This window comes from Pseudonocardia alaniniphila, assembly GCF_022524485.1.
Lineage (GTDB): Bacteria > Actinomycetota > Actinomycetes > Mycobacteriales > Pseudonocardiaceae > Pseudonocardia > Pseudonocardia alaniniphila.
In genome coordinates this window covers 152171-166327 of record NZ_JAKXMK010000012.1, presented here as the reverse complement: position 1 = coordinate 166327, position 14157 = coordinate 152171, and the positions used below count along the sequence as shown (strand labels likewise).

Annotated in this window: 14 protein-coding genes; 9 read left to right on the top strand and 5 right to left on the bottom strand. The window is 66.9% G+C overall.

The window, feature by feature from the left end; translation table 11 throughout:
• Positions 1-143: 143 nt before the first annotated feature.
• The 9 genes from MMF94_RS15920 (at position 144) to MMF94_RS15880 (ending at position 9900) form a co-directional block, all read left to right on the top strand.
• On the top strand, positions 144-2750 hold the full coding sequence (locus MMF94_RS15920) for an amino acid adenylation domain-containing protein (protein WP_241037414.1): 2607 nt from the start codon (positions 144-146) through the stop codon (positions 2748-2750).
• Complete coding sequence (locus MMF94_RS15915; protein ID WP_241037412.1) at positions 2740-3636, top strand: chlorinating enzyme; 897 nt, start codon at positions 2740-2742, stop codon at positions 3634-3636. Before MMF94_RS15920 ends, MMF94_RS15915 begins: the two co-directional genes overlap by 11 nt.
• 11 nt (positions 3637-3647) lie before the next feature.
• Positions 3648-4499, top strand: a complete 852-nt coding sequence (locus tag MMF94_RS15910; protein WP_241037411.1) for an aspartyl/asparaginyl beta-hydroxylase domain-containing protein — start codon at positions 3648-3650, stop codon at positions 4497-4499.
• A gap of 7 nt (positions 4500-4506) precedes the next feature.
• Entirely contained in the window at positions 4507-5187 is a 681-nt protein-coding gene (locus tag MMF94_RS15905; RefSeq protein ID WP_241037410.1) for an iron-containing redox enzyme family protein, read from the top strand.
• Positions 5188-5201: 14 nt separating this feature from the next.
• Positions 5202-6320: a fatty acid desaturase gene (locus MMF94_RS15900; RefSeq protein ID WP_241037408.1), complete on the top strand. Its 1119-nt coding sequence runs from the start codon at positions 5202-5204 to the stop codon at positions 6318-6320.
• Positions 6301-7104 (top strand): PhzF family phenazine biosynthesis protein, encoded by an 804-nt coding sequence (locus MMF94_RS15895; RefSeq protein WP_241037406.1) that lies wholly within the window; start codon positions 6301-6303, stop codon positions 7102-7104. Before MMF94_RS15900 ends, MMF94_RS15895 begins: the two co-directional genes overlap by 20 nt.
• Positions 7101-8387, top strand: a complete 1287-nt coding sequence (locus MMF94_RS15890; protein ID WP_241037404.1) for a cation:proton antiporter domain-containing protein — start codon at positions 7101-7103, stop codon at positions 8385-8387. Before MMF94_RS15895 ends, MMF94_RS15890 begins: the two co-directional genes overlap by 4 nt.
• Complete coding sequence (locus MMF94_RS15885) at positions 8384-9121, top strand: thioesterase II family protein (RefSeq protein WP_241037402.1); 738 nt, start codon at positions 8384-8386, stop codon at positions 9119-9121. Before MMF94_RS15890 ends, MMF94_RS15885 begins: the two co-directional genes overlap by 4 nt.
• Positions 9122-9237: 116 nt before the next feature.
• A complete protein-coding gene (locus MMF94_RS15880) occupies positions 9238-9900 on the top strand; it encodes a transcriptional regulator (RefSeq protein ID WP_241037399.1) in 663 nt (220 codons plus the stop codon).
• On the opposite strand, the gene MMF94_RS15875 is transcribed toward MMF94_RS15880, so the two are convergent.
• The 5 genes from MMF94_RS15875 to MMF94_RS15855 all read right to left on the bottom strand — a co-directional run bounded on the left by MMF94_RS15875 (position 9897) and on the right by MMF94_RS15855 (position 14157).
• On the bottom strand, positions 9897-10838 hold the full coding sequence (locus MMF94_RS15875; protein WP_241037397.1) for an alpha/beta hydrolase: 942 nt from the start codon (positions 10836-10838) through the stop codon (positions 9897-9899). The genes MMF94_RS15880 and MMF94_RS15875 overlap by 4 nt on opposite strands.
• Before the next feature lie 15 nt (positions 10839-10853).
• The gene (locus tag MMF94_RS15870) at positions 10854-11459 is read right to left on the bottom strand and encodes a helix-turn-helix transcriptional regulator (protein ID WP_241037395.1); all 606 of its coding nucleotides are present in this window, start codon (positions 11457-11459) and stop codon (positions 10854-10856) included.
• A gap of 216 nt (positions 11460-11675) precedes the next feature.
• Complete coding sequence (locus tag MMF94_RS15865; RefSeq protein WP_241037394.1) at positions 11676-12458, bottom strand: hypothetical protein; 783 nt, start codon at positions 12456-12458, stop codon at positions 11676-11678.
• A 116-nt stretch (positions 12459-12574) separates the two neighbouring features.
• A complete protein-coding gene (locus tag MMF94_RS15860; RefSeq protein WP_241037392.1) occupies positions 12575-12838 on the bottom strand; it encodes an acyl carrier protein in 264 nt (87 codons plus the stop codon).
• A complete protein-coding gene (locus MMF94_RS15855) occupies positions 12835-14157 on the bottom strand; it encodes a type III PLP-dependent enzyme (RefSeq protein ID WP_241037390.1) in 1323 nt (440 codons plus the stop codon). Before MMF94_RS15855 ends, MMF94_RS15860 begins: the two co-directional genes overlap by 4 nt.

The window sequence follows — 14157 nt, the reverse complement described above, 5'->3', positions numbered from 1 at the left end:
TTCAGTGGACAGCGCGCGGGCGACCTGCGATGCAGGGCTACGTCACCTGATCACGTGACTGCCGTTTCCGAATCTCGCGAACTTAGCGTCGAGTCCTGCGTATAGCAGATGCCGGCCTAGCGGGCCCGATCGGGAGGCGATGCATGGAAACCGTGACACCATCGGTGGCCGACGGCCCGAGAACCGCGTTTCCGGTCGATCTGATCCGTGCGCAGGCCCGAGCCGCCGGGCACCGAGAGGCGTTGGTCGACGAGCGCGAGTCGCTGACCTACACCGCACTGATCGACCGGGTCGACGCATTGGCGCAACGGCTGCGCGTGGCCGGTGCCGGTCCACAGCGCCCCGTGGCGGTACTTCTCGAGCGCTCGACCGACACGGTGATCGCCATGCTGGCGGTGCTCACCGCCGGTGGCGCCTACTGCCCGCTGGACATCACCGCCCCCGACGCGCGCACGGCTGCGATGGTGCGGCGCCTCGGCTGCGGCGTGGCGGTCGCCGACCGTGCCGGCGCGCAGCGGCTGCCGAGCGGAATCACCGTCGTGGATCCCGTTGGGCTCCCGGCGACTTTCCACACGACACCGGTGAACGAGGACGCGCTCGCGTACGTGATGCACACCTCTGGGTCCACCGGCGTTCCCAAGGGCGTCGGGATGACCCATCGCGGCCTGTCCCGGCTGATCTCCTGGCAGCTCGCCAGCGGTGAAACCGGGCTGCGGACGCTGCAGTTCACCGCGACCTCCTTCGACGTGACGTTTCAGGAGGTGCTGTCGACCCTGGCCGCGGGCGGTTGCCTGGTGGTTGCGCCCGAACAGGTGCGCCGCGACCCCGCCGCATTGCTGGATGCGATCGTGCGCCACCGGATCGAACGGTTGTTCCTGCCGTACGTCGCCCTGCAGCTACTGGCCGTCGAGGCCGGTCGCCGGGAGGTGACCCCGGACTCGCTTCGACACGTCGTGACGGCCGGCGAGCGACTGATCGTCACCCCGGCCATTCGCGACCTGTTCGCCGCCCTGCCCCACTGCCGGCTGGACAACCACTACGGTCCGACAGAGGCGCACCTGGTCACCAGCCTGACCCTGTCCTCCGACCCGGCCGAGTGGCCGGAGATGCCGGGCATCGGCACGCCGGTGGGCGGAGTGGTCTGCCGGGTGCTTGACGGGCAGCTGCGCACCCTGTCCGACGGTGGCGTCGGTGAGCTGTACGTGGGCGGCACCGGCCTCGCCCAGGGGTATCTGGGGGACCCCGCCCAGACCTCGGAACGGTTCATCGCCAGCCCGTTCGACGACGGTGAGCGGCTGTACCGCACCGGCGATCTGGTTCGGGTGTCCGCCGACGGCCACCACGAGTTCCTCGGCCGTGCCGACGGACAGCTCAAGGTTCGCGGCTTCCGCGTCGAACCGGGCGAGGTGGAGCAAGCCCTGCTGCGCCACCCCGGGATCGACGCGGCCGCAATCGATCTGCGCGAGGTCGCCGACGGCGTCTCGGTGCTGGTCGGATATGTGCAGACCCATGGCCCGGTCGCGCACCGGGACATCATCGAACACCTGCGCGGCCTGCTCCCCGCCTACATGATTCCGGCGCGGTACGTCCACGTGGCGGCACTGCCTCGGACCGCGACGGGCAAGGTCGATCGCCGCGCACTGGCCGAGCTGGAACTGCCTGCCGGACAAGAGACGCCGGTCGCGGACGCAGCATCGCTCACCGACACCATCACCGATATCTGGGCCCGGGTACTCGGCCACGACGAGTTCGCAGGCGACGACGACTTCTTCGACGTCGGCGGCGATTCGCTGCTGGCCACCTGGGTGGTGGCCGAACTCGGGCAGGTCCTGGGTCGGCCGGTGGAGCTGTCGCTGTTGCTGGACTACACCACGGTCGACGAACTGGCCGACGCACTCGGGTCCACCTCGGCACCGCGATCGCGGCACCGGTCATCGCAGATCGTCACGCTGCGTCCCGGCTCCTCCGGCCGCGGCGTCTACCTCGTACACCCGCTCGGCGGTGAGTTGCTGGGCTATCGAGAACTGGCCCATGCCTCCGCCGCGCCCGTCCGGCTGCTCGGGATCGGCTGGACGGGCGACCCGCCGAAGTTCGGCAGCACGCTGACCGAAATCGCGCGGACCCACGTCGAGCAACTGCGCACCGTCGAACCGGACGGACCGTACTGGCTGGCCGGTTGGTCGTTCGGTGGTGTCCTGGCCTACGAGATGGCGCAGCAACTGCGCGCAGCGGGGGCCGATGTGAGATTCCTGGGTCTGTTCGATGCCAATCCGGTCATCGACCCGATCACCGGACTTCCGATGGCGGAGACCCCGTTCCTGGACATGCTCGACACCGTGACGGCTCGACTGGACGACCCGGCCACTACCCACGCCGAACTGATCGAACTGACGCCCGGACCGACCTGGCTCCAGTTGATGGGCGCGCCTATCACGGCGAAGACGTCGAGCACCTATCTGCGCAAGGTGCTGGACACCGCTCGGGCCTGCATGAACGCAGCGATGCGGTACGAGCCAGAACCGTATCCCGGGCCGGTCCACCTCTTCGAGGCCGCGGGGGCCGACCCGGATCTCCGCGCGAGGTTGACAGCCGTCATGCGGGGATTGTGCACCGGCCCGCTGACGGTCGTTCCGATCACCGGCGAGCACTGGACATTCATCAGGGGAGAAAACGTCGCCGAGGCGGCGGCGCGGCTCGACGCTGCGCTGGAACGGGTCGGCGCAGAAGGGAGCACTCAGCATGGATCTTGAGGACGACGCGAAGACATTCGCCGAACAGGGGTACATCGGGCCGTTCACCCTGTTCGAGCCCGACGAGATGACTGCGTGGTGGAAGGAACAGCGCAAAGCGCTACTCAATCCGGAGGCCGGCGCACGCAAGGTTTTCGACAATCCGGTGAACTACGACCGGCATCTGGACATCCCCGGGCTGAGCAGGCTCATCACCGAACCGGAGATCGTCCGGCGGATGCAGGCACTCATCGGCCCGGACATCCTCTGCTGGCGCACCGAGTTCTTCCCGAAGAATCCGGGCGACGCCGGTACCGGCTGGCATCAGGTGGAAACCTATGCGATCGGCGAGACCAGTCAGGGCATGCTCGAGGCGACCGAGCATTCGCCGGGCATCCCGACAGAGCTGACCTGCTGGGTGGCGTTCACCGAGGCGGCGAAGGAAAACGCCTGCATGAAGGTGATTCCCGGCAGTCATCGAAAGTGGCGCTACGACGAGCACGCGCCGATGAAGTGGAACAATGCCGCCAAGAACAACTCGTTCTTCGGCTACAACTATGACGACATCAAGATCGACAAGAACTGGGATCCGGAGCAGGAGGACGTTCGGTACCTGGAGATGCGGCCCGGCCAGTTTTTCATCTTCACCGCGCGCTGCATCCATGGCTCCGCTCCGAATGTCAGCCGCCGCCAACGTATGGGTTTCGCCATCCGCGTGGTGCCCACCCATGTCCGGGTCTACGGCGGGATGACCGAGTTCGACGAGTTCGGCCACCACTTCGAACTCGACCGGCACGGCAGTGTCCTCGTGGCAGGGGAAGACAGGTACGGGCTCAACCGAATGGCGCACGAGAACGCCTGGGGCGAGCCGTTCACCCCCGTGGAGAAGGGAAGCGTGGTCGGATGAGGACTCAATACGTGGCGGACATTCCGCTCGATGAGGAGCGACTGGCGCAGGACCTCGCACAGGCGGAGTCGTTCCGTTACTCCGAGGCGTACAGCAACTACCTCATCGGCGGCCCCTGGAAGAACGCCATACTCTGGGCCGCCGGCGGGGACGTCGGGAGCGGCCTGGTCACCGAATACACCTACGACCAGCGGCCGGCGTTCACCGAGTACGGAACCAAGCTCCCCTATCTCCAGGAGCTCATCTCAGATCTGGCCGATCTGGACCGGCTGCAGTTCGTCCGGCTGGTCGAGGTCTCGGACAGCGTGATCATGCCGCATCGCGACTACCTCGAGCTGGCCGACGTGCCCGAGGATGCGAAACCGGCTCATCGGATGCACATTCCGCTCGTCACGCACGACAGCTGTTTCTTCAGCGCGGACAACGTCGTGTACCGGATGCGGAAGGGCGAGGTCTGGTTCTTCGACGCGGCGCAGATCCATTCTGTGGTGTCGTTGACCCGCACACCGCGCATACATCTCATGCTCGACTTCGCCGATCGGGCGGGCACCGGACCGCTGGTGAACGTGGCGCAGGTCGAGACCGACGACCGGATCCCGGCCCGGTCACGGGTGGCGCGGCCGCCGCTGCCCGACTCCCGCCGCGCGGAGCTGATGCGATTGGCGGACCTGTTGACGATGGACAACTTCGGAGAGGTCTTCAGCATCGTCATCAAGACGCACTTCCGTTGGGACGGCGGCGAGGACTTCGCCTGGGACACCATCACCGCTCTCGCCCGAGCCAGCAAGGATCCGGCCGTGTTGCCACACGCTCTCGAACTGCTGAGCTACTTCACCCTCAATCGATCCGACGGCAAGGAGTAGGAGAAGAATGACTACAACGCTAACGGTGGGCGACCGGCTCGACGCCAGCCCGGTGTACCAGCGCTTCCGCGAGCACCCGTTCTTCACGGGCGTCGACAGCGCCGAACTCACCCAGGAACAGGCCGTCATCCTCATCGAGCAGTGGTGGCACCCACTGCACTACTTCCCGACGTTCCTCGCCCGTTGCGTATCCGTCCTGCCGGATATCGCCGCCAAGAGCGCGATCACCCGGATCCTGAACCAGGAGACGGGCGGTGGCAAGGCAGCCAGGGCGCACGAGGTGATCTACGTCGACTCGATGCGCAAATGCGGATTCGATGCCGAGCGGGTCACCGGGACCGCGCCGTACTCGCAGACCGCCGCGTTGGTCGATGGCTATCGCCGGGCCTCGGAGGCGCCGGAGAGCGCGCTCGGATTCATCTTCGCCACCGAGAACACCGACCTGCTCATGGTGTCCAGCATCGGCAAGGCCGTCGAGCACGCCACCGGCGTCACCGACAACGCGTGGGTCACCATCCACGTGCAACAGGAACCCGATCACGTCGACCAGGCCAACCACGCACTGCTGACCGGGATGAGCGCCGAGCAGGAAGACATCGTTCTGCGCTCCGCCGATGAGATGTGGGAGCTCTGGACGGCGTTCTTCGACCGGCTCACCACAGAGACCGGCGTCGGCGTCGGCGTCTGATCGAGGTGCGTGTCATGGACGATGTACGGGCCAGCTACCTGCGTTTTCCCGGTTGGACACAGCACTTCTGGACCTGGCAGACCGGCCGGGCGCTGCCGGGGCAGAAACCACTCATCCGGCATACCTGGTCCACCTACCTGGCCATGACACTCACCGTATTCCTCGTCGGCCTGACCGTGTCCACGCTCGCCCTGACATTGATGTTCCCGCAGTGGTACCTCGTGCTGCTGGTGGGCTGGCTGCTCACCGTGCACGGGGAGCGGCTCATGGTTCTGGTCATCGCCCACCAGGCGCTGCATCGGCGGTTCTCCGGCAGCAAGCGATGGGACGCGTTCTGGGGTGAGGTCGTCACGGTGCTGTCGGTGTTCCACACCTTCCGGGACTTCAAGGAGGAGCATTTCGACAACCATCACCGCCGGGAGATCTTCGCCACCGAGGCCGACCCGCCGTTCCAGTCCCTGCAAGCCCTCGGCTTCCGGCCGGGACTCAGCAGGGCCGCCCTGTGGCGGCGCGCCTGGGTGGTGTTCCTGTCGCCGGTCTTCTACTGGAACGGTTTCGCCGGCCGGCTCGTCAGCAACCTCAAGGGTGGGCCCGTACGCCTGATCGCGTTCACCGTGTGGATCGGCTGGTGGCTGTCGCTGCCGTTCTGGCTGCCGAACGGCTGGCTGGTGCTGCCGCTGGCATTCGTCGTGCCGGTCATTCTGTTCGCGCAGCTCAGCGCGCTGCTGGATCGGATGGGCGAACACGAGTGGCTGGCGCCGCGCGACCCCGAACTGGGCCATCGGTTCTACACAGCGGCCAATACCGCCGCCCGGTTCTGCGGGTCAGCCGTTCCGGCCCGCGGCGACGGGCCGCTGGCGGGGCTGCGGTGGGTGGCGGCCACCCTCTGCTATCACGTGCCCTCCCGGCTGCTGGTCGTGGTCGGAGACCTGCCGAACCACGACTACCACCACCGGTATCCCTCCACACCGGAGTGGACCACGGTCGCCTACGCGCGCCAGCGCGACATCGACACGGGGCCGGAAGGACCGCCGTACCGGGAGGTCTGGGGCATGGGCGCGGCCATAGATCTGATGTTCCGAAGCCTGTCCACCCGGGAGGAGGACCGCGGCAATGCGCCATCACATCGTTGACACCTTCGCCGACGCACAGAGCGCGGGAAACCCGGCCGCGGTCATCCAGACCCCGGAGTTTCCCTCCGGCACCGAGATGCAGCAGACCGCGCACCGAATCGGGCTGCCGACAACGGCCTTCGTGGTACCGACCCGCGCCGGGGAGTACCGGGTGCGCTGGTTCACCCCGTACAAGGAGATCAACCTGTGCGGGCACGCGACGGTGGCCAGTGCACGGGTCCTGTTCGCCGACAACGACGAGACCCGGCTGACCTTCGTCTCCGCCAACGGCGTGCTGCACGCAGAGCAGCTCGAGGATCTGATCGCCATCGACCTGCCCACCTCGGCGCTGACCGACTGCGCCCCACCGCCCGGCCTGCTCGACGCACTCCGCACGGATGCCGTGTCCTGCGCGGTGTCGGGCGACGACGTCCTGATCGAGGTCGAGTCGCCGACAGCGGTGGGGTCCCTGTGCCCTGACTTCGCGGCGCTGGCCGCACAGCCTTTCCGCGGCCACATCGTGACCGCACGCGGCGACGACGGGGTGGACTTCGTCTCCAGGACGTTCTTCCCGGCCCTCGGGGTGAACGAGGACCAGGTATGTGTCACCGCGCACTGCAAGCTCATCCCGTACTGGGGCCGGCGCCTGGGCAAGGAACGGCTCACGGCGGTGCAGTTGTCCGAACGCGGCGGCCGGCTCGAGTTGCGTGACTCCGGGGAACGGGTCCAGGTGCTCGGCACGGCGATACTTCGCGACGGGGTCTACGACGATCAAACACCACAGCTCGAACGGATGACCAGGTGACCGCCCACACGGCCGCGGTCCTGTCACTGGATCTGGTCGTGATCGCGGGCCTGGCGCGGCTACTCGGGCTACTGGCTCGACGGCTGGGCCAGCCGCCCGTGATCGGCGAGATTCTCGGCGGCATCCTGTTGGGACCCACCCTGTTCGGCGGGGCGCTCACCCATGCACTGTTCCCGGCCGAGGTCCAGCCATCGCTGACCATGCTCGCCAACGTGGGCGTCGCCGTCTTCATGTTCCTCGTCGGTGTCGAGCTCGATCGGAACCTGCTGCGCGGCCAAAGCCGCATCGCCTCCGGCGTGGCGCTCTGCGCGATCTTCCTGCCGTTCGCGCTGGGCACGGTGCTGGCGTTCTACCTGCTCGGCCACCATCCCAGCACCAAGCAACCGGCGTTCGTCCTGTTCCTGGGAACGGCGATGGCGATCACCGCCTTCCCGGTCCTGGCCCGGATTCTGACCGACCGGGGCCTGCTCGCGACACCGATCGGCGCGCTGGCACTGGCCTGCGCATCCATCGACGACATCCTGGCCTGGTCGCTGCTGGCCGTGGTCACCGCGCTGGCCGGCGCGGTCGGGGGCCTGTGGCAGGTACTGCTGGTCGTGCCGTACGCCGCCGTTTTGCTGCTCGTGGTTCGGCCGCTGCTGGTCCGGCTGGCCGCGCGGGCGGAGACGGCCGGCTGGACGAAGCGCCCGGTCTCCTGTCGGGTCGGCGCGGCCGGGGTCCTGGTCATCGTGGCGGCCGGATTGTGGCTGTCCGCGGAGGCGACCCAGTGGATGGGCCTGCACCTGATCTTCGGCGCTTTCCTGTTCGGCGTGGCCATGCCGCGCGATCAGGGTGCGCGGTTGCGTGCGTGGACGCAGCGGTGGGTCGGCCGGATCTGCTCGGTGCTCCTGCTCCCGATCTTCTTCATGGTCGCGGGGACCAGTGTCGACCTGTCGACGGTCGACGGGACCGCGCTCCTGGACCTGGGACTGATCCTGCTCGTCGCGATCGGCGGCAAGAGCATCGGCGCGTTCGCGGGCGCGCGGCTCAGTGGGGCGCGGACGCGCCACTCAGCCGTGCTCGCGATCCTCCTCAATACTCGGGGACTCACCGAACTCATCGCCTTGGCCGTCGGTCTGCAGTTGCACGTGATCGACACCGGGCTCTACTCGCTGATGGTCGTGATGGCACTGGTGACGACCGCAATGACCGGAGTGCTGCTCCGTGTCGTCTACCCCGAATGGCGGGCCCGAACCGACATGGCGCCCCGGACCACCGTTTCCGAGTCGGAGGCACTGTCATGACCGTCATCGGCGCGGGCGCCTGGCTTCCCCGGCAGCCGTCCCCCGCAGCGGCCGGGCGGGTCTTCTGCCTCCCCCACGCCGGCTACGGCGCCGGCGTGTTCGGCAAGTGGCCTGACCGGTTGAGCGGCATCGAGTTCCTGCCGGTCGAACTGCCGGGACGACTGACCCGCTTCGGCGAATCGATGCCGGACACCTTCGGTGAACTGGCCCACGACATGATCGACGGACTCGGGCGCTACCTGGACGTCCCCTTCGCGTTCTTCGGTCACTGCTGGTCAGGGCTGATCGCGTACGACGTGACCACGCAGCTCCAGGCCGCGGATGGCCCGTCGCCGGCATGTCTGTACGTATCCTCGCAAGTGGCGCCGCAAGACGGCCCGGTCGGGCGAATGCTGGATATGGACGACGCCGCCCTGACCGCGGAGCTGGAGTCCACGATCCGCGCCCAGGGCAAGGACCCGCACCCCCAGCTGGTGGCCGTGTGCCTCGCGATGTTGCGCGCCGACGTCGAGTTGAACCGGCGATACATCGTGCCCGAACCCCTCCGGGTGACCTGCCCGATCACAGCCATCGGCTGGACCGACGACGACGAGGTCCGCCCCGAGCAGATGGCCGGTTGGTCGATGTGCGGCGACACCACCTTCGAGCGGTTCGACGGTCACCACGAGCGGTTCCTCGACGCGCCGCCGGAACTGCTCGAGGCGCTTTGCGCGGGTATTCGAAGAAGTGTTTGACGCCGCGCCGGCAGGCAGGTCGCGATGCGACTCGGCAGGCCTGGCGCACAGACGGTAACCGCACCGACACCCCGACGCTCGCCTCGGCGACCGATATCCACGAAGGCAGACGAGTTGTGACTGGGACGGTAGCAGTCGTCGATCGCATTCCGACCTTCCGCGCCGGGCTGACGGCCGTACTCGAACAAGGCGGTTTCGCGGTCGCCGAGCCCGAGCCACCGGATCTCCGGATGCCCTACGACCGAATCGATGCCGCTGTGGTGACCGTCCATACAGCGGACATGCACACCATCCGCGAGCTTGTGGCGGACTTCCCGGACCTGATCGTGGTGGCGGTTCTGGTTTCGCCGGCGATCGCGGACTTCCACGGCGCGCTGCGAGCCGGTGCCCATGCCGGAGTGCTGTGGGATTCCAAGCCCGACGACATCGTCGCGGTGCTGCGTGCGGCCATCGCCGGACAGACCCTGCTCCCGACTCCGATCGTGCGGGCGCTGGCGGAGTCCTCTGTCGAACGTCCCGAGGGCGGGACCCTTCGCGACGACGAGGTTCGGTGGCTGCGCGCGATCGCCCGGGGCACTTCGGTCGTGCGCCTCGCCCGCAACGAGGGGTATTCGCAGCGTGAGATCTTCCGTCGGCTCGCCGACCTCTATGCCCGCATGGGTGTGCGCAACCGGCACGAGGCTGTCGCTCTGGCCAGCCGGTGGGGACTGCTGATGCCGGCACCGGATTCGGCTGCGGAGCACCGCACGACGGTGCTCCAGCTACACAAAACTCGCTAGTCGTGCAGGTGCGGGCCGACCGCCGAACGCACTGCCGCGCATACGGTCTCAGCCGCCTCCCGGGCGCCCGGCAGGAAGTCCACCATGGCGAGAAAGCAGTGGAACAGGCCATCGGCTCGGTGAACCTGTACAGGCACACCGGCCGCGGCCAGCCGAGAACCGTAGGCTTCGCCCTCGTCCCGGAGCGGATCGAATTCCGCGGTGAGCACCATCGCGGGTGGCAGATCGGCCAGATTCTCCGCGCGCAGCGGCGACACGTACGGATGGGCCGCCTCGACGGGCTCGTTCAGATACTGCTGTTCGAACCAGCGCAGGTGCGTCGCGGTCAGGTAGTAGCCCTCGGCGTTCTCCCGGCGTGACGGCAGATCGGCCAGGAAGTCCAGCCACGGGTAGAGCAGTAGCTGGAACGCGACCGGCGGACCGCCGCTGTCGCGGATCCGCAGACAGGTCACCGTCGCCAGATTCCCGCCCGCGCTGTCGCCCGCCGCAACGATCCGCCTCGGATCACCGCCGAGCGAGACCGCATGCTTGTACGTCCAGGACACCGCGCGGTAGGCGTCCGCGACCGCGGCGGGGTACTTGTGTTCGGGTGAAAGCCGGTAATCGACGGAGATGACGATCGCCGGAACACCGGAGGCCAGAATCCGGCAGAGACCATCATGGGTGTCCAGACCACACAGGACGAAGCCACCGCCGTGAAAGTAAACGATCACGGGATGCGGCCCGGCCTGAACACTCGGCCAGTAGATCCGCACCGGGATATCGGGCGGGCCGGCTATCACCCGGTCTTCCACCCGCGGCAGTTGCGGCGCCGGTGGCTGCTTGACGCGGCTCAGCACCCGCCGGGCGGCCGCCGCATCGGTGACGCCGGCGCCGATATCGGGGTAGGACGCCGTCATCAGCTGCAATACCGCTTCCGTCTGCGGGTGGAGTACCACGACCATCTCCTCCGGTCACACGCCGTCGATGATTCCGAATTTCATGGCCGTGACGACGGCCGTCGTCCGGTTCGGCGAGCCGAGCTTCAGCAACAAACTACCCACCAGACGTTTCACACCGTGCTCGGAAATCCTGAGCCGGCGCGCGATCTGCTTGTTGCTCAATCCTTCGGCGAGCAGTTCGAGCGTCTCGTTCTCCCGGGCTGTGAGAGATACCGGGCGCAGATTCCCGGACTGGGCGCCGACCCGGCCGAGCAACTGCCTCGTGAGCACGGTCGGCATCGGGATCTCCCCGCTCCTCATTCGGCGCAACGCATCGTGCAGCGACCGCGCTGACAACTGCTGACGCAACAGGAATCCGTCCACCGGGAGATCGGCCAGCGGGCCGGGGTCGGCAGCCTGCGCCTCATCGATGAGCATGAGCACCTTGGGTCGCGAGTCATGCCACCCCAACGCGCGCAGCCGATGCCCTTCGCTGGATGTCAGAATCAGGACATCGATCTTCACCGAACTCAGCAGCCGCTCCACCTCAACCCAGTCCGGGCACTGATGAATGGCGTCCACGGCAGGGAAGCGGCGCAGTACCATCGCCAGTTCCCGCCGCAGAACCTCGTTCTCCACGAGCAGAGCGTACGCCAATTGGCCAGATATTCCGGCACGGGCGTACTCGATAGAAACCTCGGTCATCGCAGTCCCCTGTCAACAACTCTCGACGTTTGGCAGCGAAGAGTTTCGTGGCCGCCGAAAATTAATTTAACAGGTGATCGTCGTGCTTGGCCGTGCATATTTTCGGGACGGCCGGGACCTGCTGGCGGCATGGTGCTGCCGCATCGGCTGTCACACCCCTGCCAACGGTCCCGGCTCGGCCCCCGGCACGTCAACCGTGCAGAGCGACAGGTAACGCAGTATCGGGTCATAGTCGACCAACACCACCCGCTGCCCGGTCGTCGTCCACTGCGCGAGGCCGTCGGCGAGCTCCGACCACACCCCGGTGCAGGGCAGATCTTCGGGCGCCCATCGGATCGGGAAATCCTCGGCGAGTTCGGGATCGACTCCGACTCCGGCGATCGTCGTCATCGGTGTCCAGGATGTGGCGAGGTCCCGCAACTGCTCGGCCACCAGTCGGCACACCTCTCCGGCCGCCACATCGGCGAAGTTCCGGACCGACATCGAACCGAGCGCACCGTCGCGCGCCAGAACCAACACGACCGCCGAGTCACGGCCCGGCATCCGCGTCCCCTCCGGCAATTGCGCCTCGGCGCCGTTCCACAGAAAGCTCTGGTCCAGAGATATCACCATCGCTCTCCGGAACGCCGCGTCCCGCGCGTATTCGCCGGTGACCCGAATCGCAGTGAACGGCGCCGTGACGCCCTGCTCCGACAACGCGAAGGACAAGGGGTTTCCAGCGAGGACGTTCGACAGATAGCAAGCAGGCCGGGTCGGCCTGGAGTCCGGCGTGGAATGCGCGATGAGCGCAAGGTCGAAAGCTTCGTCCGGGTGCACTACTGCAGGCAGGACTTCACTGATCATGTCGGTGAATGAGTTCGGTGCCGCACCCGTGAAGTACTCTTCGTGAAAGGGCTTCTCGAATTGCCCGGCCAGGTCCGCGAAGTAGTTCACGAACTCGGAACTGTAGGGCTCACCACGGCCGAACCGCCTGTGCTCGATGCGCGCCAACCGCAAGGTCGGTGTGCCGGCAACCTGGAGTGCGGAGGACGTTGCGGGATGCATGCCGCCTAGCCTTTCAGTTGGTCGAGCGTGTACCCGACGAGCGAGCCCACGGTCTCGAAGTGCCGCTGCTCCAGGGTGTCGTCGTCGAATTCGATTCCCGTCTCGTCCTCGATCCGCATGAGCAGTTCGAGCGCGCTCGTCGAATCGAGCCCGAGATCGTCGACCAGTCGCATGTCCCACTCCAGCAGATCGGGCGAGGTCTCGAACATGCCGGCGATGACGGCGACGACCTTGTCGCTGATCACGACCTGGTTCACGGCCTGGTTCATCGTTTCAGTTCCTTCAGTTGTGGGGAATCGGTCCGACGATCCGGCACCCGGAGCGCCGAGAAGTCGTGCAGATACTGCGGACGCAGCAGATCCTCGGTACGATCTCGATCACGGATCAGATATGGCCGACCGCAATGGACCAGGACTTCCGCAGGAGCCCCGTGGCCGAGGAACAGCACCGGCGAGGCGGTCGGCCCGTAGGCGCCGGAGCGCAGCACACCCAGGAGATCCCCCGGTCGCAGCGGGGGCAAGGCCACACCCTTGGCCAGAGTGTCGTTGGGAGTGCACAGCGGCCCGGTCACGGTCCAGCTCTCGGTCGGAGCATCCGCTCCATCGAGCAGTCGCATCGGGAAGTTCCGCTTGACGAACGAACCGATGCCCACCGCCGCCATGTGGTGGTGCGTGCCGCCATCGGTGATCGCGAAATGTTGTCCCAGTGACGTTTTCACGTACCGAACCCGCACCACATACGTTCCCGCGCGCGCGGTGAGGTACCGGCCGAGCTCCATCGCGAGCCTGGTTCGCGGACTGGCGGCCGCGAACTCCGCGATGATCGGCTCGAGCCCCGCAGCCAGCACCGACGGATCGATGTCACGCTCACCGTCGAAGTACGCCACCCCGAGACCACCGCCGACGTCGACCAGCTCCAGCGAGAAGTCCAACAGGGTCGACACCCGCCGAGCCAGATCCAGTACGCGCCTGGTGTTCTCGATGACGACGTCCTCAGCGAGGATGCGCGTGCCCATGTACACGTGCACGCCCATCAACCGGACACCGGGGAATCGCCGCGCCGCGTTCCCGAGTTCGTTGAGCTGCGCCTCGTCGATGCCGAACTGTCTGGGCTTGCCGCCCATGGTGAGGCCGGACCCTTTGACGGCGAATGCGGGATTGATCCGCAGCGCCACGCGCGCGACCTTGCCGCGTAACCGAGCTAGCTGGTCGATCAGCTCCAGCTCGCCCGGCGACTCACAGACGATGGCGAGGATGTCCTCGTCCAGGCACGCAGCCAGCTCGTCGGCACTCTTGCCCGGGCCGACGAAGACGATGTCCTCCGGCAGAACTCCGGCGCGAATGGCGGTGACGAGTTCCGCCGCCGACGACACTTCCGCCCGCGCACCCATGGACTGCAACAGCGCACAGATCGATACGTTCGGGTTGGCCTTGAGCGAGAAGAACATCTCCAGCTTCGGATGCAGCCGCCGACGCAGACCTTCGTACTGCTCGACGAGAACATCACCGTCGTAGACGAACAGGGGCGTGCCGTAATCCAGGGCCAGTTTCGACACAGGTATTCCCTGCACTTCGAATTCGGTCATCAT